The organism is Acidimicrobiales bacterium (assembly GCA_022452035.1).
Taxonomy (GTDB): Bacteria; Actinomycetota; Acidimicrobiia; order Acidimicrobiales; family MedAcidi-G1; genus UBA9410.
Genome location: JAKURV010000001.1, coordinates 104,714 through 125,042, shown reverse-complemented (window position 1 = coordinate 125,042; position 20,329 = coordinate 104,714). Strand labels below are relative to the sequence as shown.

Genomic DNA, 20,329 nt, shown 5'->3' with positions numbered 1-20,329 from the left:
CCTGGGTGCTGCCGTCGTGCAGTTCGTCCTACTGGTCGACTGAACGGACGGCTCAGCCCCTCCTCCGGGAGCCGGTGGCCACCAGGGCGCCGGCGAAGATCAGCGAGATGCCAACCAGGAGCGACACGGCGAAGCCGGTCATCTCGTCGAGCACCGAGTTCAACAGCCCGCCAGCGCTGAGCACTAGCGCACCGAGCACGATCAGGCCGTTGCCCACGGCCCCTGCGCGGGCCTTCGGAGCGGAGGAGCGCAGCAGGCGGACCATCGACCAGAGCGAGCCCAAGATCACCACCAGGGCACCGACCGAGGAGGCCACGGCGGCCACCACCCGGGGACCGGCGCCGAACACGTCACTGCCCTGTGGGAGGACGTCCGAAGCGAAGCCCGGTTCGATCGGCGCAGCCACCACGACGCCGGCGGCCACGGCACAGGCCACCACGGTGAGTTGGGCGATCCGGTCGGCCCGACGTCGGTCGACCAGCAGGTAGACGGTGCCCAGGGCCAGTACGGGCACGTTGAGCACGGCACCGAAGGCGTAGAAGGCCCGGAAGGACCCGGGAGACCATCCGGCCGACGCCCCCCACCAGAGCGAAGCGGCACCGGCGGCGAACAGCCCCAGCGATGTCGCCCAGGCCAGGTCCTGGGGGCGCCGCCGGTCCAGCCAGCGCTCGAATACCGTGGCGGCGAAGGCCAGCGACACGAGGGTGGCCGCCGCGGCGAGGGCGATCTGGTGGCTCACCTTCCGCACGGTATTGGCGGATCTGGAACCACCGGCACCCGAGGTCCGTGCCGGCCGCTGCGGGTAAGGCACGATTGTCGGCCATGTCATGTGAAATGGTGCACAAGCGTCTAGATTCCCGGTCATGACGGCAGTCGCAGAATCGGAACCGAGCGAGCCCATTCCCGGGGCCACCGTTGCCCGCCTGCCCCTCTATCTCCGGGGCCTGGTCGACCGGGCCGAGGCGGGGGTGGAGACGGTGTCGTCGGTGGAACTGGCCGATTTGGCCGGGGTGAACGCGGCCAATGTCCGCAAAGACCTGTCCTACCTCCACGCCCACGGGACCCGCGGGGTGGGCTACGACGTTGACCACCTGATCACCGAGATTTCCCTGGTCCTGGGAGGCGACGAACCCAACCCGGTGATCATCGTGGGCGTCGGCAACCTAGGACGGGCCCTCAGCAGCTACGACGGCTTCGTGGCCGGCGGGTTCCCGGTGGCTGGCTTGGTCGACGCCGACCCGGCAGTGGTCGGCCGACGAATCGCCGGCAAGGTCGTACGTTCGGTGGACGACCTCGGGACCCTGGTAACTGAGACTGGGAGCACTGTGGGCATCGTGGCCACTCCGGCCCATGCCGCCCAAGAGGCCGCCAACCGCTTAGTAGCCGCCGGGATCCGATCCATCCTCAACTTCGCGCCGGCCGTCGTCGTCGTGCCCGGCCACGTCGGCCTTCGCCAGGTCGACTTGGCCACCGAGCTCCAGATCCTCGGTTATCACCAACACCGCCGTTCGGACGACGACCCCATCATGGGTCGGGTTGCCGGATAGGCGGCTGTTATGTCAGACCCGCGTTGTACCCGCCGTGCCGCAGGGTTGGAAAGCAACCCCGCGATGGGGAATGCTGGCCCCCCTGAACGGCACGACCACGTACCGTTCCCCCACCCCGCCATCGGTAGTCCGACCCCCGGGTCGAACCACCTCCGAACCAGGAGTCCCGGTCCTTGTCGGTCGTCGTAGTTGGTCTGAACCACCGCACCGTGCCGCTCGACCTACTGGAGCGGATGACGGTCCCGGCATCCCGCCTGCCCAAGGCGCTGGCCGACCTGGGCTCGCGCGAGCACGTCACCGAGGCCGTCGTCCTGTCGACCTGCAACCGGATTGAGGTCTACGCCTTCGCCGAGAAGTTCCACGGCGCCTATCAGGACATCCGAGACTTCTTCGCCGAGTCCTCCCACGTAGCGCCCGAGGAGTTCTCCGACTATCTGACCGGCCTCTACGACGCCGACGCGGCTCGCCACTTGTTCTCAGTGGCTTCCGGCCTGGACTCGGCCGTGCTGGGCGAGCACGAGATTCTTGGGCAGGTACGCAGCGCGTGGGAAACGGCGGCTACCGAGGACTCGGTCGGCCCGGTCCTGAACCCACTGTTTCGCCACGCCCTCGAGGTGGGGAAGCGGGTCCGGACCGATACTGCAATCTCCCGGAACATCACGTCGGTCTCCCAGGCCGCAGTGGCCATGGCCACCGAGCGTCTCGGAGGCCTGGAAGGCCGCCAGGTACTGGTGGTGGGGGCCGGTGAGATGGGTGAGGGCTTGGCCCGTGCCCTTCACAGCGGTGGTGTGGCCGGGATCCTGGTCGCCAATCGCACCTGGGAGCGGGCCGTCGACGTGGCCGAACGCCTTGGTGGGACACCGGTCCGCCTAGATGATCTCCCCCGGCACCTGGCCACGGTGGACGTGCTCCTGACCTCCACCGGAGCGTCGGCCGTAATCCTGGAGCACGGAGACCTGGCTACCGTGGTCGGTCGGCGCGACGGACGGAATCTCCTCGTCGTGGACATCGCGGTGCCCCGCGACGTGGACCCGACGGCCGGCGAGATCGACGGCGTGACGCTCCTGGATATGGACGACCTGCGAGCCTTCGCCGAGGCTGGCATCCGAGAACGCCAGCGCGAGATCACCGCCGTACAGGCCATCGTGGACGCCGAGTTGGACCGCTACGTCGACGAGTCAACGGCCCGGTCGGTGGCCCCTCTGGTGTCCAGCCTCCGGAACCGTGGCGAGGAGGTACGGGCTGGCGAACTGGAGCGCCTGGCCGCTCGGCTGGGTGATCTGGATCCCCGCCAGAAGGAGGCCGTGGAGGCACTGGCTGCCGGGATCGTGGGCAAGCTCTTGCACGAGCCGACGGTCCGGATGAAGGACGCCGCCGGCTCAGCCCGCGGCGAACGGTTGGCCGAGGCCCTACGCGACCTCTTCGACCTCTAGGACAGAGGCGGGCGCCGTGCGCATCCGGGCAGCCACCCGGGGAAGCGCGTTGGCCCGTTGGCAGGTCGACCGGCTGGCCGAGCTGCTGGCCACCGTCCTCCCCGACGTCACTCTCGAACCGGTAGTCGTGGAGACCGCCGGAGACCGCGACCAGGTCACCCCGTTAGATGAGATGGGGGGACAGGGGGTCTTTGTGAAGGAGGTCCAGGCCGCGGTGCTCGACGGACGGGCCGATGTAGCTGTCCACTCGGCCAAGGACCTGCCAGCCGCCACGCCCGACGGCCTGGTGCTGGCCGCCGTGCCCGAGCGGGCCGACGCCCGCGACGCCCTAGTGGGTTGCCGGTGGGCCGACCTGGGACCAGGGGCCACGGTGGCCACCGGGTCCATCCGGCGTCGGGCCCACCTGTCCCACCTACGCCCCGATCTGGCCTTCTCGGGGCTGCGGGGCAACATTGAGACACGGCTGTCCAAGGCGGAGGGGTTTGACGCCGTAGTGGTGGCCGCCGCCGCCCTGGACCGGCTGGGACTGGTGCCCGACATCGTCGATCGCCTCGACCCGACGGTCCTGCTACCCCAGGTAGCCCAAGGGGCGCTGGCCGTCGAATGCCGCTCCGGTGACGTCGACGTAGGCGAGGTCCTAAAGGCCGTGGAGGACCCGGTGGCCCGCCGGGCCGTGGACGCCGAGCGGGCCTTCCTGGCCGAGTTGGGCGCAGGCTGTGACCTCCCGATCGCCGCCCACGCCGTACTGGACGGTGACGAGGTGGTGCTCATCGGTGCCCTCTCCTCCTCCGATGGTTCGGTGCTGATTCGCGAGCAACGCCAGTCAGTCGATGGAGAGAGGTTGGGCCGAGCTGTAGCCCGTCACCTTCTCGACGATCGCGGCGGCATCCGGCTGATGGAGGCCGGATGAGTCAGCTAATCGGTCGCACGGTGGTCGTGACCCGGGCCACCGACCAGGCAGGCAGCCTGTCGACAGCGCTGGCTGACCACGGGGCCAAGGTGGTCGAGTTGCCGGTGGTTTCCATCGAGGAGTCGGCGGACGGTGGGGAGGCCCTATCAGCCGCCCTGGCCCGGGCCGATCGCTACGACTGGATCGTCGTGACCTCACCCAACGGGGCCCGGAGAGTGGCCGACGGGTTGGCCAGGCCGACCATGGCCCGCCTGGCCGCCATCGGACCCAAGACTGCCCAACCGCTGTTGGAGGCCGGACACCCGGTCGACCTGATCCCCGACCGGGCGGTGGCCGAGGGTCTGCTGGAAGCCTTCCCCCCATCCGACGGAACCGGACGCGTCCTGTTGGCTCGGGCCGAGACGGCCCGCCACGTCCTGCCCGACGGGCTCCGGGACGCTGGATGGGAGGTCGACGTCGTGGTCGCCTATCGGAACGTGGTCCCGGATGTGGACCCGGAGATACGCGAACAGGCCCGGTCAGCCGACCTGGTCACCTTCACCGCCCAGTCGACCGTCCGCAGGTACCACGATCTTGCCGGCGGCCCGACGCCTGCTACCGCGGCCTGCATCGGCCCGATCAGCGCCGCCGTCGCACGGCAGCTTGGGTTCACGGTCGTCGAGGCCGAACCCCACTCGGTGGCCGGGCTGGTGGACTCCGTGCTGGCCTGGGCTGCTGCCTCGTCGCCTCCGGGCTGACGTCCGTAGGCTCGGGGGGTGACCTTCCCCGTCTCGCGCCCCCGTCGCCTGCGCCGAACCGCTGCCCTCCGCCGCCTAGTGGCCGAGACCCGCCTCTCAGTCGATGACCTTGTGGCCCCCCTGTTCGTCCGGGAGGGCATCAACGAGCCCCAGCCGGTGGCTTCGCTGCCCGGGGTGTTTCAGCACACCCGGGCCAGCCTGCGGGCTGAGGTATCCGCCCTGCACGACCTCGGCGTCCCGGGCGTCATCCTCTTCGGGATCCCCGAGCGAAAGGACGCCGTGGGCTCCGAGGCCTGGAACCCCGACGGGATCGTCCAGGTCGCCCTCCGGGACCTTCGAGACGACCTTGGCGACGACATGGTTCTCCTAGCTGATCTGTGCGTCGACGAGTACACCGACCACGGCCACTGCGGGGTCCTGGACGGCCATGGTTCGGTGGACAACGACGCCACGCTCGAGCTCTACGCACGGGCCGCGGTGGCCCAGGCCGACGCCGGGGTCGACGTGACTGCCCCGTCCGGGATGATGGATGGCCAGGTCGGGGCCATCCGGACCGCCCTGGACGACGCCGGCCACCACCAGACGGCGATCCTGGCCTACGCCGCCAAGTACGCCTCGGCCCTCTACGGACCGTTCCGAGACGCCGTCGACGTCGAGATCGTCGGGGGAGAGGACCGACGTGGCTACCAGCAGGACCCGCCCAACGCCCGGGAGGCCATGGTCGAGGTGGGTGCCGACCTGGAGGAAGGCGCCGACATGGTCATGGTGAAGCCGGCACTGGCCTACCTGGACGTCATCACCGACGTCCGGGCTTCGGTCGACGTGCCGTTGGCCGCTTACCACGTGAGCGGCGAGTACGCCATGGTGGCCGCGGCGGCCGCCAACGGCTGGTTGGATGGCGACGCGGTGGGCATGGAGCACCTCCTGGCCATCCGCCGGGCGGGGGCCGACTTCATTCTGACCTACCTGGCTGGCCGGGCCGCCGAGATCCTGCAGGGCTGAACCCTTGATGGACGCCAACCGGCTCCTCTTCGAACGTGCCGTCCGGGTCATCCCGGGAGGCGTCAACTCGCCGGTCAGGGCCTTCGGTTCGGTGGGTGGCACCCCGTACTTTGTGGAGCGGGCCGACGGCCCGTACGTGTGGGACGCCGACGGGAAGCGCTACATCGACTACGTGCAGTCGTACGGCCCGGGCATCCTGGGCCACGCCCACCCGGCAGTCCTTGAGTCGATCGCCCGTGCTGCCTCCAACGGGACCTCCTACGGTGCCCCCACCGAAGCCGAAGTGGTCTTGGCCGAGATGGTGGTGGACCGCATCGACGGACTGGAGTCGGTCCGGTTTGTCTCGTCGGGTACCGAGGCCACCATGTCGGCCATCCGCCTAGCCCGGGGCGCCACTGGCCGGTCGGGCATCGTGAAGTTTGCCGGTTGTTACCACGGCCACGGCGACGCCCTACTGGCAGCCGGAGGCAGCGGCGTGGCTAACCAGGGCCTGACCGGGTGCGACGGGGTCACTGCCGGCGCGGTGGCCGACACCATCGTCGCTCCCTACAACGTGTTGCCCGATGTGGACGACACGGTGGCCGCGGTCATTGTCGAGCCGGTGGCCGCCAACATGGGCCTTATCGCGCCGGCTCCCGGGTTCCTTGAAGGTCTGCGGTCGGCTTGCGACGAGGCCGGGGCCCTGCTCGTCTTCGACGAGGTCATTACCGGGTTCCGCCTGGCTCGGGGAGGGGCGGCCGAGCGATTCGGTGTCACCCCCGACTTGTGGTGCTTCGGCAAGGTCATCGGCGGGGGCCTCCCGGTCGGAGCCTTCGGAGGCCGGTGGGACGTGATGGAGCACCTCGCGCCGCTGGGAGGCGTGTACCAGGGAGGCACCCTGTCTGGGAATCCGTTGGCTATGGCGGCAGGGAGGACCACGCTGGAACTCCTCGACGACGGAGCCTTCGATCGACTGGCCGCGACCACAGCCCGGTTGGCCGCCGGGCTGGCTGACGCGTTCACCACCGCTGGGTTGGCCTCAGTACTCCCGCGGGTGGGTTCCCTGCTCGGCATCTACTTCGGCGACGTGGCGCCGTCCGATTTCGACGAGGCGAAGGCTCTGGCCGAGAACGGCCTCTACCCGATGGTGTTTCACTCCCTCCTGGAAAGGGGCGTGGCCCTAGCTCCCGGGGCCTATGAGGCGATGTTTCCCAGCCTCGCCCACTCTGATGCCGTGGTGGACGAGACGGCGGAGGTGGCGGGGGCAGCTGCCGAGGCGGTAGTCGCCGACCTGTCTTGACCGCCTCGGGTCAGCCCTCACGCAGGGAGCGGTAGCGCCTCAGAAACTCCGTCGCAGACGGGTCCTGGGTGCCGTCCCGGTTGGTTAGGCGATCGCCTATGCGGGTGGCCAGTTCCTTGCCGAGTTCGACCCCCCACTGGTCGAACGAGTTAAGGCCGAGCAGGGCGGCCATGGCGATCGTACGGTTCTCGTAGAGGGCGATCAGTTGGCCGAGGGTAGACGGCGAAAGTTCGGGCATGAGGATCGTCGTCGATGGACGGTTCCCCGGAAACATCTGGTGGGCGACCAAGTCCTCGGGCACTCCTTCGGCCCTGACCTCGTCGGGCGTCCGACCAAAGGCCAAGGCGTCGGCCTGGGCCATGAGGTTTGCCACCAGCAGGTCCTGGCCGTGAACCGACCGGTCGTCGTCGGTCAACGGACGGGCGACGGCGATCAAGTCGACCGGGACCACGTCGGTTCCCTGGTGGAGGAGTTGGAAGAAGGCGTGCTGGGCGTCAGTTCCCGGAGCGCCCCAGACCACCGGCCCGGTGGCAGTCTCCGGGTCGTCGCTGTTCTGGCAGACGCTCTTGCCGAGGCTTTCCATCGAGACCTGCTGGACATGGGCGGGGAAGAGTCTCAGGCGGTGGGCGTAGGGGACGATGGCCAGCGATCCGCGCCTGAGGAAGCACCGGTTCCAGACATCGACGAGGGCTAGCTGGACGGCGGCGTTTTCTTCCGGCGGTTCGGCGGCCGAGAGGACATCGATGACGTGCATCCCCTCGAGTACCTCATGGAAGGCCTCCGGTCCGATGGCGACCATGACCGGAAAGCCGACCGCCGAGCCCAGCGAGAACCGTCCTCCGACACCGAGGGGGACCTCAAGGATCCGTTCCTCCGGGAGTCCGAGAGAGCGGGCCCGTTCGGGTTCCGCCGTCACACCGATCACGTGGTCGATAGCTGCCTCCCCGATCCCGTTGGACAACCACGCCATGGCAGCGTCCAGAGCGGTGAGGGTCTCAAGGGTGGTGAACGATTTCGAGCAGGCCACGACGAGGGTCGTCTCCGGATCCAGACCGGTCAGCGCTTCGTTCAGGTCGTCGGGGTCGATGCCCGATGAGAATCGGACCTCCACTCCGGGATGAGTGAGGTGACGGAGGGCGTCGACGGCCAGTGCCGGACCCAGGTGGCTCCCACCGATCCCGAGGTGGACCACCGCTTCCACCGTCCTTCCTGTAGCTCCCCGAGCCTCGCCGTCGCGGATCTCCGAGGCGAGTGCGGCCATCCGGTCAAAGGTGGCCCGGCCGGTCTCAACCTCGGCGAGTCCCTGGGCTACAGCCTGTGGGCTCCGCATAGCACCGTGGACCGCTGGCCGACCCTCCGTCGAGTTGACCGTGTCGCCGATCAGGGTCCTTTGCAGCGTGCCGACGACCTGCCGCTGGGTTGCCAAGTCCACGAGGAACCCCATGGTCTCGTCGGTCACGTTTTGGTGGGAGAGGTCAATCCAAAGGTCGGCGCACTCAAAGCCCATCCGGATGTCACGCGATGGGTCATCGGCAAACAGGTCGCGGAGGTGGGGGAACTCCGACTTGGCGTGGTCCTCGAGCTCCGTCCAGGCCGAGGCGGCGTGGGGCGGCCCACCGAGGGGAAGTCCATCGTCGAAGGGGTGGCTCACGGCGGTCATTCTCCCCCGGCTGGACGATGACCGGGGGTCATGCCAGGAGAGCCCGTCAGGCGTCGACTAGTCGATCCGGCACGAGGCGGACCACGCCAGCGATGGCTGAGTAGGCCGCTTCGGCGGTTCCCCGCTCTTCATCACGCAACAGGTTGGCCATGATCCGCAGTGCCCACTCCATGAGGGGACGGGATCGCATACCCACACGGGTCAGCTCGCGAACCAGGGTCGGGTTACCGATGACCTTCGAGAACAAACGGGCCACCTTGAAGTAGAGGCCGTACTCCTCATCCAGCAGGTCGGGATACCGGCTGAGCAGGGCGTCATCGTTCCTGGCCGTCGCCTCGGCGATCAGCGAGGCGGCCAGGCGACCGGTCTCGTAGGCGTAGTCGATGCCCTCCCCGTTGAACGGGTTTACTGCGCCGGCGGCGTCGCCGACCACCAACCAGTTGGGCCCGGCCTTGGGGCCCACCGATCCGGCCATGGGCAGGCGTCCACCGGTTGGCGGGGCGATGGGACGGGTCGGGTCGATCTGCCAGTGCTCGGGCAGGGTCCGGGCGAACTCCTCGAACATGTGGCTGGTGTTGATGTCCTTGTAGTCCCGGAAGGTGGACAGCAGCCCAATTCCAACGTTGATGGTCCCGTTGCCCACCGGGAAGATCCAGCCGTAACCGGGCATGGCGTTGCCATGCCGGTCCCGGACGTCCAGGGAGGACTCGATCCACGGGTCGTCGTGGAGGGGGCTCTCGAAGTAGCCGCGGATGGCCATGCCCATGGGATAGGCCCGGTCCCGTTCGGTGCCAAGGGTCCGGCCGAACCGGGAGTTGGCCCCGTCGGCCACCACCACATGCCGGGCCCGCAGTTGGTGTTCTGTTCCGCTGGCCTTGTCGAGCAGCAGGGCGCCGCCGATGGCTCCGTCGGGCGAACCAGATGGTGGGTCAATTGGTCGGACTGCTTCGGTTCCCTGTAGGAGGGTGGCTCCGGCACCCACCGCGTGGTCGGCCACGAAGGTGTCAAGGTCGCAGCGTCGGACCACGTATCCGTAGGCCGGGTACGTGGGGTGGTCGGGCCATGCCATCTCCAGGGTCCGGCCGTGGGCGATGGCCCGGAGCCCATCGAACCGGTGGTATTTCTCAAGCCTCGACCCGAGGCCCATCTCCTCAAGCTGGTGGACGGCCCGGGGCGTGAGGCCGTCGCCACAAGTCTTGTCGCGGGGGAACTCCTTGCGCTCGACGACCACTGTGTCTAGGCCGTGGGTGGCAGCCCAGTACGCGGTGGCCGCCCCGGCCGGGCCGCCACCGACGACCAGCAGGTCGCGGACGTGGTCGCTCATCGGTCTGCGGAGTGGACGGGGGTCCGGATCGGCTCCACCGGGGGAGCCGGGGGATCAGTGTCCGTCGTCGTGGGCGACGGAGTCCAGGATGGCCTGGATCTCGTCGACGGTGACTGTGGTCGGGTCGAGGTGGCCCTGCAGGTCCAACTCACCACTGTGGATCGCGTGGTCAAGGGCCTCGGCCAGCGCCGCGTCGTCTTTGGAACCGCTCAGACGGGCCCGCTCGTGGAGCACCACACCGACCAGCTCCTCGGTCGTCAGGACGTCGGCCCAGCCGGGCATACCGCCCTCCACGATGCGAGCCTGGTCGGCGGCGCCGTAAGGGTTGCCGAGACCGAAACTGTCGGAGCCCTTGGCTACCCACTCGATGTGGGCCGCCGCGGTCGGGAAGGTGGCCAGCACCTCGCCGTTCGCCAGGGCGTGGCCGCTCCCGCCAGCGCCGGTGGCTCCGTGGCAACTGGCGCAGCGGGACTCATAGACGTGTAGCCCCTCGGCCATGACCCCGGTGGCTTCCTGCGGGGGGCGTTCCAGGGTGCCGACGTAGGAGATGGCCCAGATGGGTAGAAGCAGGAGGCCGCTGGCCGCCCACCAGGGGATTTTCTTGCGGGTCTGGGCGGCGGCCACGTAGGGGGCAAGCGGAGCAGGTAGTTCCTCGACGACGGGAGTAGGTGTCGCCGGGGCAGCCGGGGCAGCCGGGGCAGCCGGGGCAGCTGCCGATTCGGTGGATGCCTCCGTGGCCTCGTCGGGAGTGCCGGTCGCCTTGGCCTTGGCGGCTTTGGACCGCTTCAGGAGGTGTTCGGGGATCTCGGTCAACTTGGGCTCCGGAGGAGTCGTTCGGGTCCGGTGGTGGTGGCGGGACCCTCGGGACGGGGGTCGTCCGGTCTGGGACACGGGCAGGTTAGCGGGGACCATAGGTTCGCGGGCGCAGAACCGGAGCGGTCCGAAGGAGTGTCGACCGGGTGGTCGGTCGGGCTCCGACCCACTTTCCGGCGCGTTTCGACGAGGTCCGTGGTCCCCCAATGTCATGCTAGAAACCGGCATCGGGATCGATGTTCCGGTCGTCTTCGTCCGGGCCGTTGGTCAGGGCGTCGCGACGGAGATCCAAGCGTTAGCATGGTGCCCGCACGCCTTGTGCACTATTTCACGAAGTCCGCCGGAGCCACCGAGGAGGACCTAAATCGATGGTCGCCTTCATGACCTCCATCGTCGTCCTGTTGGTGCTGCTCGGTGGCGTCGACTGGTACCGCAGACGGACCCCGGTCGACAAGGCGTTCACGTGGGGGGAGGCGATGCTCTTCGCCACCTACGTCTTCTTCGTCCTGTGGTGGGTCTACGGCGTGGTCCCCCACCAGTGGCTGACCTGGGCCGACAGTGAACTGAACTGGCGCCCCGACCGCTACCTGGTCGGCCCACAACTCCCGTGGACCGGTGACCGGGGAATCGTCGAGTGGGCCCTGCCGTTCACCATGCCCTACCGCGTCATCCGGGACCTGGTGGCCGTGGCCATCTACGGCATCGCGCTGGGCGGCAACGTCGTGATGTGGAAGCAGTGGCAGGACCGGGGCAAGGACAAGGACGCCCCGACGCCCACCTCCGAGTACGGCCGTCCGCTGGTCCAGGAGGGGGCGAAAGCATGAGCGTCACCGACGCCAACCCGCCACACCCGACCTTCGTTGACGACTACGTACTGCGCGAGGTCGACACCGACTGGATGGAGACCAACAACCGGGTTAAGACGTTCATCCACATCGACCAGTCCGAATGCATCATGTGCGAGGGCTGTGTCGACATTTGCCCATGGAAGTGCATCCACATGGTTTCCCCGGACGCCGTGGCCGACTCGGTCGGTACCGAACAACCGGGTACCGATCCCAGCGACCACGTGATCTTCACCATCGACGACGACGTGTGCACCCGGTGTGCCCTGTGCGTCGACCGTTGTCCCACCGGCGTGATCATCCTCGGTAAGTGCAGCGACGCGCCGGCCGATGGCGACGCCCACCAGCGCACCAACACCCACGGATACAGCTACGGGATGCGGTTGGGCTGATCGATGCACGCACGAACGACCGTCCGACAGGAAAGCTGCCACCGTGGCTGACGACAAGAAGCCAGCCGGACAGGCACTACAGGAACAGTTGGGCCAGCTGACCGACCAGGTCCAGGGTTCTCAGGCCTGGAGCTCCATCTTCCGCCCCGGGTCGATCTTCCGAAAGGGATACAACGACAGCCCCCGTAACCGGTCCTACGTGATCATGAATAGCGTCCTCTACCACCTCCACCCCGTGAAGGTGAAACGGCACGCAGTGAAGGTCAGTTACACCCTTTGCCTGGGTGGCCTGAGTTTCTTCCTGTTTATTCACCTGACCGTCACCGGCATCTTCCTGATGTTCTTCTACCGGCCGACTACCGCCATGGCATGGTCCGATATCCAGACCCTGCAAACCGCGGTCGGTTTCGGTCTGCTGGTGCGCAACATGCACAGATGGGCGGCCCACCTCATGGTGCTGTCCGTATTCCTTCACATGGCCCGGGTCTTCTACCACGGGGCCTACAAACCGCCCCGGGAGTTCAACTGGGTAATCGGAGTCATGTTGCTGCAGTTCACCCTTCTCCTGTCGTTCACCGGCTACCTACTCCCATGGGACCAGTTGGCCCTCTGGGCGGTGACGGTGGGAACGAACATGATCGGCTTCACGCCCGTGTTTGGTGACCAGGTCCGGTTCGTGCTGCTCGGCGGCGTCGAGATCGGCACCGACACCCTGCTCCGCTGGTACACCCTCCACGTCCTGATGCTCCCGTTCGTGCTTGTCATCTTCTTGGCGATTCACTTCTGGCGGGTCCGCAAGGACGGCGGCATCTCGGGCCCGCTGTAGGTCTGGGACAGACGACATGACCGAGATTCCTGAACATCTCCGGAAGAGGGCAGAGGCCGCCCGGGCCAAAGCACAGTCCGATGCGAGTGGCGATACGCCGTCGGCCAAAGCGCCGGCTGATGAGGCCCCAGCCGGTGACGCCCCAGCCGTCGATGAGAAGATCCCCGGACACCTCCTGGACCGGGGGACGCCGGCCTCCGACCTGCCGGCCCCGCCGACCGGCGGACCGGCCGTCCCAACTGGGGGCAGTGGTCCTGATGGGCACAACCAGCGACTGTTGACCGTCGTCAAGTCGGGCTCCATCCAGGACACCAAGGCCACCCCGCAGGACAAGGTCCATGTCTGGCCCCACCTATTGCTGGCCGAGTTCCTAGCCGCTTTGGCCGTCACGGCGTTCCTGCTGCTCTTTTCGATCGTCGTGAACGCTCCGTTGCTGGAACTGGCTGACTTCAACAAGACACCGAACCCGTCGAAGGCCCCGTGGTACTTCCTTGGTCTGCAGGAACTCCTCACCATGTTCCATCCCATGGTGGCTGGTGTGACCATCCCCGGCATTGGCCTGTTCCTCCTCATCCTGGCGCCCTACATCGACAAGAACCCGTCGAAGCGCCCTGAAGACCGCAAGTTCGCCATCTCCTTAATGAGCGTTCACCTCATGTTCTGGGCCGTTCTAGTCATGATCGGATCGTTCTTCCGAGGTCCTGGTTTCAACTTCGTCTTCCCGTGGAACTCTGGCGTCTTCTTCGAGTTGTGATCGCCGTGCATCTCCGTACCCCGATCGTTCTCCTGATGGACCACAGGAACTGACCATGGGCGTCGCCATCGCTGTCGTACTGCTGGTCGTTCTAGCTGCTGTCGTATTAGTCAGCGCCTCGAAGCGGCGTGATCGCAGCGCTTCCGGCCTTTCGCGGGAGACCCGGAAGCGGGACAGGGCCAACCCAGTGCTCGCCGGACAGAGTTCGTCGGCCCCGACCGGTCGCGAGGTGGAAGCCGCCGCCGCGGCCGCGCGCTCGGACGATGTGGTCACCGTCGAGTCGGCCCCGCTCGAGCCATTCGTGGCTCCCGATCCAATGGCCCTAGGAGTCAGTCGTCGCCAGTTTTTCAACCGCAGCCTGGTCGGCATGATGGGCCTAGGCCTGTCGGGATTCGGCGGAGCCTCCCTCGCCTTTCTTTGGCCCCAGGGCGTAAGTGGCTTCGGTTCCAAGATCAAGGTCGGCAACATCGTGGAACTGCTAGCCGACATTGAGACCAGCAACGGCTTCCTCTACAAGCCTCAGGGTCGCATGTGGATCACCGCCTACCCGAACGGTGCCGTGGAGAAGGCTCGGGCCACCTACTCGGCTCCCGAACTCGCAGGAATGACGGCCGGCGTTGAAGGTGGATTCGAGGCCGGTGTTGTCGCCCTCTACCAGAAGTGTCCACACCTGGGATGTCGGGTCCCAAACTGCGTGTCATCGCAGTGGTTCGAGTGCCCCTGCCACGGTTCGCAATACAACCAGGTAGGCGAGAAGCGGGGCGGCCCGGCCCCCCGCGGCATGGACCGCTTTGCCACTTCGGTATCCAACGGCGTCCTGACCGTAGACACAGGCACCATCGTTCAGGGCCCACCCATCGGGACCAACACCACCGGCCAGGAGGCCGAGGGCCCGAACTGCATAGGCCAGGCAGACGGCCACTAGCCGGACCAGATTCACCAGAACTCCGAGAACCCGATGACCACACTCCTCCTCGCAAGCACGCAGCGGACCGTCGGCTGGGTCCTGGCGTCCATTGTCCTGGTCGGGATGGGCATCTACCTCCTGTTCAACTTCCGGATCGGCAAACGCGAGGTCGGCTCCGAGATCGAGTTAGCACCCAATCGGATCAGTCACGCCGACGACGATCTGCTGGAAACCCGCCTACTGGACCGGAACCTGGCCTGGTCGCTGGTGACGCTGACCGTGGTCTCACTGGTTCTGCCCCTCTACTGGTTGATGGAACCGGCTCGTCAGGACAACGCCGCATACGGATGGGTCAAACGGTTCGAAAAGCGCGGGGCGAATAGCTTCGAGGAGGCTTGCGTTAGCTGTCACGGCCCGGGCGGGGTGGGTGGCGTGGCCTCCTTTACTATCGCTGGTGCCGATGGCGGTTTCGTAGCTCAGGTGGACTGGAAAGCGCCGGCACTAACCACGGTGCTGAGTCGCTTCAGCGAGTCGGAAGTGGAACACATCCTCAACTACGGCCGGCCAGGGAGTCCTATGCCTGCGTGGGGCCTTGCTGGCGGCGGGCCGATGACTTCCCAGCAGGTTCACCAACTAATCGTTTACCTGCGCTCGATCCAGTTGTCGCCTGAGGACGCTGCTGCTGAGGTGGCCAGCGGCCTGGAGGCTGGAGCGAGGGCCATCGTGACAGAACGCGATTCTGGACTCACCGATTCCGCCGACATTGCCGTAGCCGTCGACGCCTGGCTCGCCCAGGCAGCTGATCCGACGAGCAGTGACTACCTTGCCTACGGAGGGTTACTTTTCAATAACCCGGCTGCCCAGGGTGCTAACAGTTGCGCTCGGTGCCACACCCCTGGCTTTTCCTACGGTGCGTCCAGTAACACGGCGACCGCTCAACTCATTTCCGAATGGCCACTTCTCGCTGAGACTGGGATCCTCACCGGGTATCAGCCCGGTGCTGGACATGTCGGCCCGAGCCTGGCCGGTGTCGAGACCCACTTTTCGACGCCAGCCAGCCAAGAAGATTTCATCCGGAGCGGGTCCGAGGTTGGGGTTGGTTACGGCAACGCTCGTGCAGGAACCGGAGGGATGCCCGGGTTCGGCGGACGGGTCGACGACCTCGACGTGATCGGCACAGTCGTCCGGTCCCGCATCCTTACCCCGGAGCAGATCGCCGCCATCGTGGCGTACGAGAGGAGTCTCTGATGGGCGCTCTGGTCACGCTGGCCGGGCTGGCCTGGGACCCAGAGATCCGCGGCATTCTGGTCGTCGCCACGGGCTTTGCCGTGCTCATGGGCTCGATCTGGCTGATCATGGCCACCAACTCCGGCGTCCGGCTGGCCACTCTGCTGGCGACAGCCGCCCTCATGGGCTGGATGGTCATTCTGGGCAGCGCTTGGTGGATGTACGGCTCAGGTTGGAAGGGAGACGATCCCAGTTGGAAGACGGTCGACATAAACGTGGGCGACCTGGGAGCCAGCGGCCTCGAGTTGGCCCGCATGCTGCCGAATTCCGACGAGATACCCAGCGCCTACGAACTAGTAGTGGCCTCAAACGACACGGCGGCCGTTGCCGAGTTCGACACGCTGCCCACGGCCGCCGATAAACCAGATCTATCGGCCGATCAACTGGCTGTTCTACGAGCCGATCGGCAACTTCGCAACGAGATCGTTACGCGGTCCGAGCTAGCCGCCGTAGCCCGAAACGTCACCGACGCCGCCGGCCTGCGGTCCATGGGTCCGTGGAGGCTGCTGGCCACCACGGAGGCAGGAGATGCCCAGGCCCAGGCGGCGGCCGACGTACTGGCCCACCCAGACCTTGGTTTCGCCAGTTCCGTCGACTACAAGCTCCTGGATGCCTACACCACGGGCGGCAAGCCAGAACTGAAAGACGACCCGAACCGATTAGACCGGATCACCCACTGGATTGCTAGCTCGGCCCGCCTGACCCACCCGACGCGCTACACCGTGGTGCAGCTCCAGGGGGTCCTGTATCAGCCGACGGTTGCCGGTGAGGCGCCGCCCCGCCCGGTCGTCGACCCCGACGAGCCGGTGGTCTCAGTGGTCATGATCCGCGACCTCGGTTGGGTGCGCCTCAGGCCGGCCCTGGTCACCATCGGCTCCCTCCTGATCTTCCTCGCCCTTTGCTACTGGCTCCACGTCCGAGACAAGGAGTTGATGGCCCGGCGTGAGGAGTTCGAGACAGCGAAGGCCTGATCCCGTGGCTGATGCTCTGGTAGCAACCCGAGTTGGGAGAGCGTGACGTGCTCGGTCAGTACTTGCCCATTGTCGTGCTCCTGGCCCTGGCGTTCCTCTTCGCCGCCCTCAGCTTTGTGGTGTCACGGCTGCTGGCCCCCCGCCGGCCCAACGACCGCAAGGCTGCCCCCTACGAGTGCGGGATCATCCCCGGCCGAGAGACCCCGGAGAGATTCCCGGTGCGGTTCTTCCTGGTGGCGATGATCTTCATCGTTTTCGATATTGAGATCATTTTCTTCTACCCGTGGGCCATCGCCCACCGGGGCTTGGGCCTGTTCGGCCTGGGCGCCATCCTGCTGTTCTCGGCAGCTCTCTTCGAGTCGTTCATCTACCTGATCGGCAACGGAGCCCTTGAGTGGGGGCCCCTGAAGAGGCTCCGAGCCACCGAGGCAGTGTCAGCGTCTCGCACCAGCGCCTCCACCATCCATCGTCCCGGCATCCGCCAGGTCGGTCTCGAAGGACGTGGGGGAGAGGCCGCCTGATGACCCGGATCCCCGGCGTGGGCGACGTGGGCGACGTGCTGAGCGACGGCCTGGAGGGCCTCGAGCACAACTTCATCACCTCCCGCGTCGAGGACCTTGTGAAGTGGTCGCGGGCCCGCAGCTGTTGGCCGGCAACCTTTGGTTTGGCCTGTTGCGCCATCGAGATGATGGCCACCGGTGCTGCTCATTACGACCTAGCCCGCTACGGGATGGAGGTCTTCCGGGCCTCCCCCCGCCAGGCCGACCTGATGATCGTGGCCGGACGGGTCTCCCAGAAGATGGCGCCCATCCTCCGCCAGATCTACGACCAGATGATGGAGCCCAAGTGGGTCATCTCCATGGGTGTATGCGCCTCCAGCGGGGGCATGTTCAACAACTACGCCATCGTCCAGGGCGTCGACCAGGTGGTTCCGGTGGACGTCTACGCGCCTGGCTGCCCGCCTGGCCCCGAAACCCTGATGCACGCCATCCTCACCCTGCACGACAGCATCCAGAGCGGTGAGCTGACCCGCCGACGCGATACCAACGGCGGGGGGGCGGCAATCCAGGTCGAGGCGCAGCCGGCTACCGACCAGCCGGTGGAGTTGGCTCCCAGGTGAGCGATCCGACCCCGGACGGAACGGATGCGACGCCGACGGCGAAGGACGACCCAGTTGTCCCGACGGCCTGGGGTGTCCCGGTAGTCGAATCCGGAGGCCAGACCGTCCTGCACCCCCCGGTCGACCGGTGGCTGGAGACGGTGAAGGCCTGCCGGGACGACGGCTTCTGTATGGCCATTGACTTGGTCGCCGTGGACTACTCAGCCCACCCGGGGCGCACCGACCTCCCACCCGGTATCGAACCTGAACGGTTCGAGGTGGTGGCCAGCCTGATTTCCCACGCCTCGGGGTGCCGGGTCCGACTCCGCACCCAGGTGCCGGAGCACGACCCGGTCGTGCCATCGCTCTTCGACCTATTCCCCGGCACCGAGGCCATGGAACGCGAGGCCTGGGACCTAGTGGGGGTGGCCTTCGACGGCCACCCCGATCCGACCCGCATCCTCCTACCGGAAGACTGGGAGGGTCATCCGCTACGACGCGACGTTGCCATGGGCAGGATCCCAGTCCAGTTCCGCGACGCCCCGGCAGTCCGGTGAGTGGTATGGCCGACGAACTGGTAGACGCCGACAGCGGACCGGACTCCGGCACCGGGACCGACCTGGGGTCAGCCGAACGCGTTTGCCGCCGCGACGAGACCAGTGCCGTGCTCCGGCTGAGCGAGGCCGAGGCGGCCGTCCTAGCCGGAGGCCCGGACGACCCGCCAGCCGGAGATACCTCCGACCAGCGGATGATCCTGAATATGGGTCCCTCCCACCCGTCCACCCATGGGGTGCTACGCCTCCTGCTGGAGATGGAGGGGGAGACCGTGCTGCGGTCCAAGCCGGTCATCGGGTACCTCCACACCGGAATGGAAAAGACAGCTGAGGATCTGACCTACCTCCAGGGACCGACCAACGTCACCCGCATGGACTACGCAGCGCCTCTGTTCTCCGAGCTGGCGTTCTCTCTAGCTGTCGAGAACCTGCTCGACCTGGAGGTTCCACCCCGGGCCACCTGGATCCGGATGCTTATGTGCGAGCTAAACCGGGTCTCCTCCCACCTGTTGTTCCAGGCCACCAATGGCATGGACCTCGGCGCCGTGTCGATGATGATCTACGGCTGGCGAGAGCGTGAAGAGGTGCTGCGCTTCTTCGAAAAGGTCACCGGCCTTCGGATGAACCACAACTACATCCGTCCTGGCGGGGTGGCTGCTGACCTCCCGGAGGGTTGGCAGGCCGACGTGCGGCGCCTGCTGGACCTGATCCCACCACGACTCGACGAATACGACACTCTGCTGACCGGCCAACCCATTTTTCGGGAGCGCCTCCAGGGGGTGGGAGTGATGAACCCGGCCGAGGCACTGGCCCTTTCGGCTACCGGTCCCATCCTCCGCTCCACGGGATACGCCTGGGACCTACGTCGCGACGAGCCGTACCTGGCTTACGACGAGGTCGAGTTTGACGTCATCGTGGGCACTCACGGCGACGCCTTTGACCGGTACGCCATTCGCCTGAACGAGATTCGGGAGTCGCTCCGCATTGTCGAGCAGATTCTGGATCTCATGCCTGGAGGCGACTTCCGGGCCCAGGACAAGAAGGTCACCCCGCCGCCCCGGTCCCGCATCGACGAGTCGATGGAGGCCCTGATCCACCACTTCAAAATTTTCACCGAGGGCTTCCACGTTCCCGAGGGCGAAACCTACGCCGCCGTGGAATCCCCACGTGGCGAAGTGGGCTGCTACCTGGTGTCGGACGGTGGACCGAAGCCGTACCGGATGCACATCCGGGGTCCGAGCTTCGTGAACCTCCAGACACTGCCCCACCTCATGGAGGGGGGCCTGATCGCTGACGGCGTGGCCGTCATCTCGTCGGTCGATCCCATCATGGGTGAGGTGGACCGGTGAGTTACTTCGACCCGGCGAACGAGCGGACGGCCCGCGAAGTCATCGACCGTTACCCCCGTCCCCGGTCGGCGGTCATCCCGCTGCTCCACCTGGCCCAGGAGCAGGAGGGGTGGGTCACCCCGGCGGCCATGGCCGAGATCGCCGAGATGACCGGAACCACGGCAGCCGAGGTCCTGGGGACCGGCAGTTTCTACGAAATGTTCAAGTTCCATCCCGTAGGCAGGTACCTGGTCGGTGTCTGCACCAACGTGTCGTGTCAACTTCTGGGGGGCGAGGAACTGCTCCACCACGCGGAGGGGTCCCTCGGGGTTAAGGCCGGCGGAACCAGCGACGACGGCCTGTTCACCGTGGAGGATGTGGAGTGCGTGGCCGCCTGCTCCGAGGCGCCGTGCTTCACCGTGAACCACCGCTACTTCCATCGGGCCGATATCGACACCCTGGACGAGGTGGTAGCCGACCTCCGGGCGGGTCGTAGCCCACTTCCCCGCGGCGGAGCGGGGGACGACGGCGACCTGCCGGCCCACGGGACCCTGGCCCGGGTTCGCCAGCACATCCCGGACGACCGGCGGGCCGGCATCGTGCCTCCCGAGCAGGTCGACGGGGCCCCGGCCTGGCTCCTCGATGACGAGGCCGAGTGATC

At 67.0% G+C, this 20,329-nt stretch carries 22 protein-coding genes; 18 read left to right on the top strand and 4 right to left on the bottom strand.

All coding sequences use genetic code 11. The features are described 5' to 3' along the window. Nucleotides 1–52: 52 nt before the first annotated feature. The gene (locus MK181_00690) at nt 53–739 is read right to left on the bottom strand and encodes a hypothetical protein (GenBank protein MCH2418312.1); all 687 of its coding nucleotides are present in this window, start codon (nt 737–739) and stop codon (nt 53–55) included. 124 nt (nt 740–863) lie between these two features. Here MK181_00690 and MK181_00685 point away from each other — a divergent pair, with 124 nt between their 5' ends. The 6 genes from MK181_00685 to hemL all read left to right on the top strand — a co-directional run bounded on the left by MK181_00685 (nt 864) and on the right by hemL (nt 6,908). Continuing rightward, nucleotides 864–1,547 carry a redox-sensing transcriptional repressor Rex gene (locus MK181_00685; GenBank protein ID MCH2418311.1) on the top strand — a complete coding sequence of 228 codons (684 nt, stop codon included), beginning with the start codon at nt 864–866 and terminating at the stop codon, nt 1,545–1,547. Between the two features lie 173 nt (nt 1,548–1,720). Then, complete coding sequence (locus tag MK181_00680) at nt 1,721–2,980, top strand: glutamyl-tRNA reductase (GenBank protein ID MCH2418310.1); 1,260 nt, start codon at nt 1,721–1,723, stop codon at nt 2,978–2,980. A 16-nt stretch (nt 2,981–2,996) separates the two neighbouring features. Next, entirely contained in the window at nt 2,997–3,890 is an 894-nt protein-coding gene (gene hemC, locus MK181_00675) for a hydroxymethylbilane synthase (protein MCH2418309.1), read from the top strand. Then, nucleotides 3,887–4,627: a uroporphyrinogen-III synthase gene (locus MK181_00670; GenBank protein MCH2418308.1), complete on the top strand. Its 741-nt coding sequence runs from the start codon at nt 3,887–3,889 to the stop codon at nt 4,625–4,627. Before hemC ends, MK181_00670 begins: the two co-directional genes overlap by 4 nt. 18 nt (nt 4,628–4,645) lie before the next feature. Next, the gene (hemB, locus tag MK181_00665; protein ID MCH2418307.1) at nt 4,646–5,629 is read left to right on the top strand and encodes a porphobilinogen synthase; all 984 of its coding nucleotides are present in this window, start codon (nt 4,646–4,648) and stop codon (nt 5,627–5,629) included. Nucleotides 5,630–5,636: 7 nt separating this feature from the next. After that, nucleotides 5,637–6,908 (top strand): glutamate-1-semialdehyde 2,1-aminomutase, encoded by a 1,272-nt coding sequence (hemL, locus tag MK181_00660; GenBank protein ID MCH2418306.1) that lies wholly within the window; start codon nt 5,637–5,639, stop codon nt 6,906–6,908. A gap of 10 nt (nt 6,909–6,918) precedes the next feature. On the opposite strand, the gene pgi is transcribed toward hemL, so the two are convergent. Genes pgi through MK181_00645 form a run of 3 tightly spaced genes read right to left on the bottom strand, consistent with a single transcriptional unit; the run spans nt 6,919 to nt 10,705 of the window. After that, the gene (pgi, locus tag MK181_00655; GenBank protein MCH2418305.1) at nt 6,919–8,559 is read right to left on the bottom strand and encodes a glucose-6-phosphate isomerase; all 1,641 of its coding nucleotides are present in this window, start codon (nt 8,557–8,559) and stop codon (nt 6,919–6,921) included. Nucleotides 8,560–8,614: 55 nt separating this feature from the next. Further along, complete coding sequence (locus MK181_00650; GenBank protein ID MCH2418304.1) at nt 8,615–9,892, bottom strand: geranylgeranyl reductase family protein; 1,278 nt, start codon at nt 9,890–9,892, stop codon at nt 8,615–8,617. A gap of 54 nt (nt 9,893–9,946) precedes the next feature. Next, nucleotides 9,947–10,705 carry a cytochrome c gene (locus MK181_00645; GenBank protein MCH2418303.1) on the bottom strand — a complete coding sequence of 253 codons (759 nt, stop codon included), beginning with the start codon at nt 10,703–10,705 and terminating at the stop codon, nt 9,947–9,949. Nucleotides 10,706–11,085: 380 nt separating this feature from the next. On the opposite strand from MK181_00645, the gene MK181_00640 reads away from it, so the two are divergent. From MK181_00640 to MK181_00585, 12 genes are read left to right on the top strand one after another with little or no spacing between them, the layout of a single operon-like run. Next, nucleotides 11,086–11,529, top strand: coding sequence for a hypothetical protein (locus MK181_00640; GenBank protein MCH2418302.1), 444 nt, complete (start codon nt 11,086–11,088; stop codon nt 11,527–11,529). Next, a complete protein-coding gene (locus MK181_00635; protein ID MCH2418301.1) occupies nt 11,526–11,942 on the top strand; it encodes a 4Fe-4S binding protein in 417 nt (138 codons plus the stop codon). Before MK181_00640 ends, MK181_00635 begins: the two co-directional genes overlap by 4 nt. A 43-nt stretch (nt 11,943–11,985) precedes the next feature. Further along, on the top strand, nt 11,986–12,768 hold the full coding sequence (locus tag MK181_00630; protein MCH2418300.1) for a cytochrome b N-terminal domain-containing protein: 783 nt from the start codon (nt 11,986–11,988) through the stop codon (nt 12,766–12,768). A gap of 16 nt (nt 12,769–12,784) precedes the next feature. Then, entirely contained in the window at nt 12,785–13,522 is a 738-nt protein-coding gene (locus MK181_00625) for a menaquinol-cytochrome c reductase cytochrome b subunit (GenBank protein MCH2418299.1), read from the top strand. A gap of 55 nt (nt 13,523–13,577) precedes the next feature. Then, nucleotides 13,578–14,447 carry a Rieske 2Fe-2S domain-containing protein gene (locus MK181_00620; GenBank protein MCH2418298.1) on the top strand — a complete coding sequence of 290 codons (870 nt, stop codon included), beginning with the start codon at nt 13,578–13,580 and terminating at the stop codon, nt 14,445–14,447. A gap of 33 nt (nt 14,448–14,480) precedes the next feature. Further along, on the top strand, nt 14,481–15,677 hold the full coding sequence (locus MK181_00615) for a cytochrome c (protein MCH2418297.1): 1,197 nt from the start codon (nt 14,481–14,483) through the stop codon (nt 15,675–15,677). Beyond that, a complete protein-coding gene (locus tag MK181_00610) occupies nt 15,677–16,687 on the top strand; it encodes a hypothetical protein (GenBank protein ID MCH2418296.1) in 1,011 nt (336 codons plus the stop codon). Before MK181_00615 ends, MK181_00610 begins: the two co-directional genes overlap by 1 nt. 32 nt (nt 16,688–16,719) lie before the next feature. Beyond that, nucleotides 16,720–17,208: an NADH-quinone oxidoreductase subunit A gene (locus MK181_00605; protein MCH2418295.1), complete on the top strand. Its 489-nt coding sequence runs from the start codon at nt 16,720–16,722 to the stop codon at nt 17,206–17,208. Next, entirely contained in the window at nt 17,208–17,807 is a 600-nt protein-coding gene (locus tag MK181_00600) for an NADH-quinone oxidoreductase subunit B (protein ID MCH2418294.1), read from the top strand. Before MK181_00605 ends, MK181_00600 begins: the two co-directional genes overlap by 1 nt. After that, complete coding sequence (locus MK181_00595) at nt 17,804–18,343, top strand: NADH-quinone oxidoreductase subunit C (protein ID MCH2418293.1); 540 nt, start codon at nt 17,804–17,806, stop codon at nt 18,341–18,343. Before MK181_00600 ends, MK181_00595 begins: the two co-directional genes overlap by 4 nt. Nucleotides 18,344–18,348: 5 nt before the next feature. Beyond that, entirely contained in the window at nt 18,349–19,689 is a 1,341-nt protein-coding gene (locus tag MK181_00590; GenBank protein MCH2418292.1) for an NADH-quinone oxidoreductase subunit D, read from the top strand. After that, nucleotides 19,686–20,327 (top strand): NAD(P)H-dependent oxidoreductase subunit E, encoded by a 642-nt coding sequence (locus MK181_00585; protein ID MCH2418291.1) that lies wholly within the window; start codon nt 19,686–19,688, stop codon nt 20,325–20,327. Before MK181_00590 ends, MK181_00585 begins: the two co-directional genes overlap by 4 nt. Nucleotides 20,328–20,329: the final 2 nt, after the last annotated feature.

Excerpts from the sequence above, each read along its gene's own strand:
- MK181_00685 (MCH2418311.1), top strand. The coding sequence starts at position 864 with ATGACGGCAGTCGCAGAATCGGAACCGAGCGAGCCCATTCCCGGGGCC.
- MK181_00670 (MCH2418308.1), top strand. The coding sequence starts at position 3,887 with ATGAGTCAGCTAATCGGTCGCACGGTGGTCGTGACCCGGGCCACCGAC.
- hemL (MCH2418306.1), top strand. The coding sequence starts at position 5,637 with ATGGACGCCAACCGGCTCCTCTTCGAACGTGCCGTCCGGGTCATCCCG.
- MK181_00650 (MCH2418304.1), bottom strand. The coding sequence starts at position 9,892 with ATGAGCGACCACGTCCGCGACCTGCTGGTCGTCGGTGGCGGCCCGGCC.
- MK181_00640 (MCH2418302.1), top strand. The coding sequence starts at position 11,086 with ATGACCTCCATCGTCGTCCTGTTGGTGCTGCTCGGTGGCGTCGACTGG.
- MK181_00635 (MCH2418301.1), top strand. The coding sequence starts at position 11,526 with ATGAGCGTCACCGACGCCAACCCGCCACACCCGACCTTCGTTGACGAC.
- MK181_00625 (MCH2418299.1), top strand. The coding sequence starts at position 12,785 with ATGACCGAGATTCCTGAACATCTCCGGAAGAGGGCAGAGGCCGCCCGG.
- MK181_00620 (MCH2418298.1), top strand. The coding sequence starts at position 13,578 with ATGGGCGTCGCCATCGCTGTCGTACTGCTGGTCGTTCTAGCTGCTGTC.
- MK181_00615 (MCH2418297.1), top strand. The coding sequence starts at position 14,481 with ATGACCACACTCCTCCTCGCAAGCACGCAGCGGACCGTCGGCTGGGTC.
- MK181_00610 (MCH2418296.1), top strand. The coding sequence starts at position 15,677 with ATGGGCGCTCTGGTCACGCTGGCCGGGCTGGCCTGGGACCCAGAGATC.
- MK181_00600 (MCH2418294.1), top strand. The coding sequence starts at position 17,208 with ATGACCCGGATCCCCGGCGTGGGCGACGTGGGCGACGTGCTGAGCGAC.
- MK181_00590 (MCH2418292.1), top strand. The coding sequence starts at position 18,349 with ATGGCCGACGAACTGGTAGACGCCGACAGCGGACCGGACTCCGGCACC.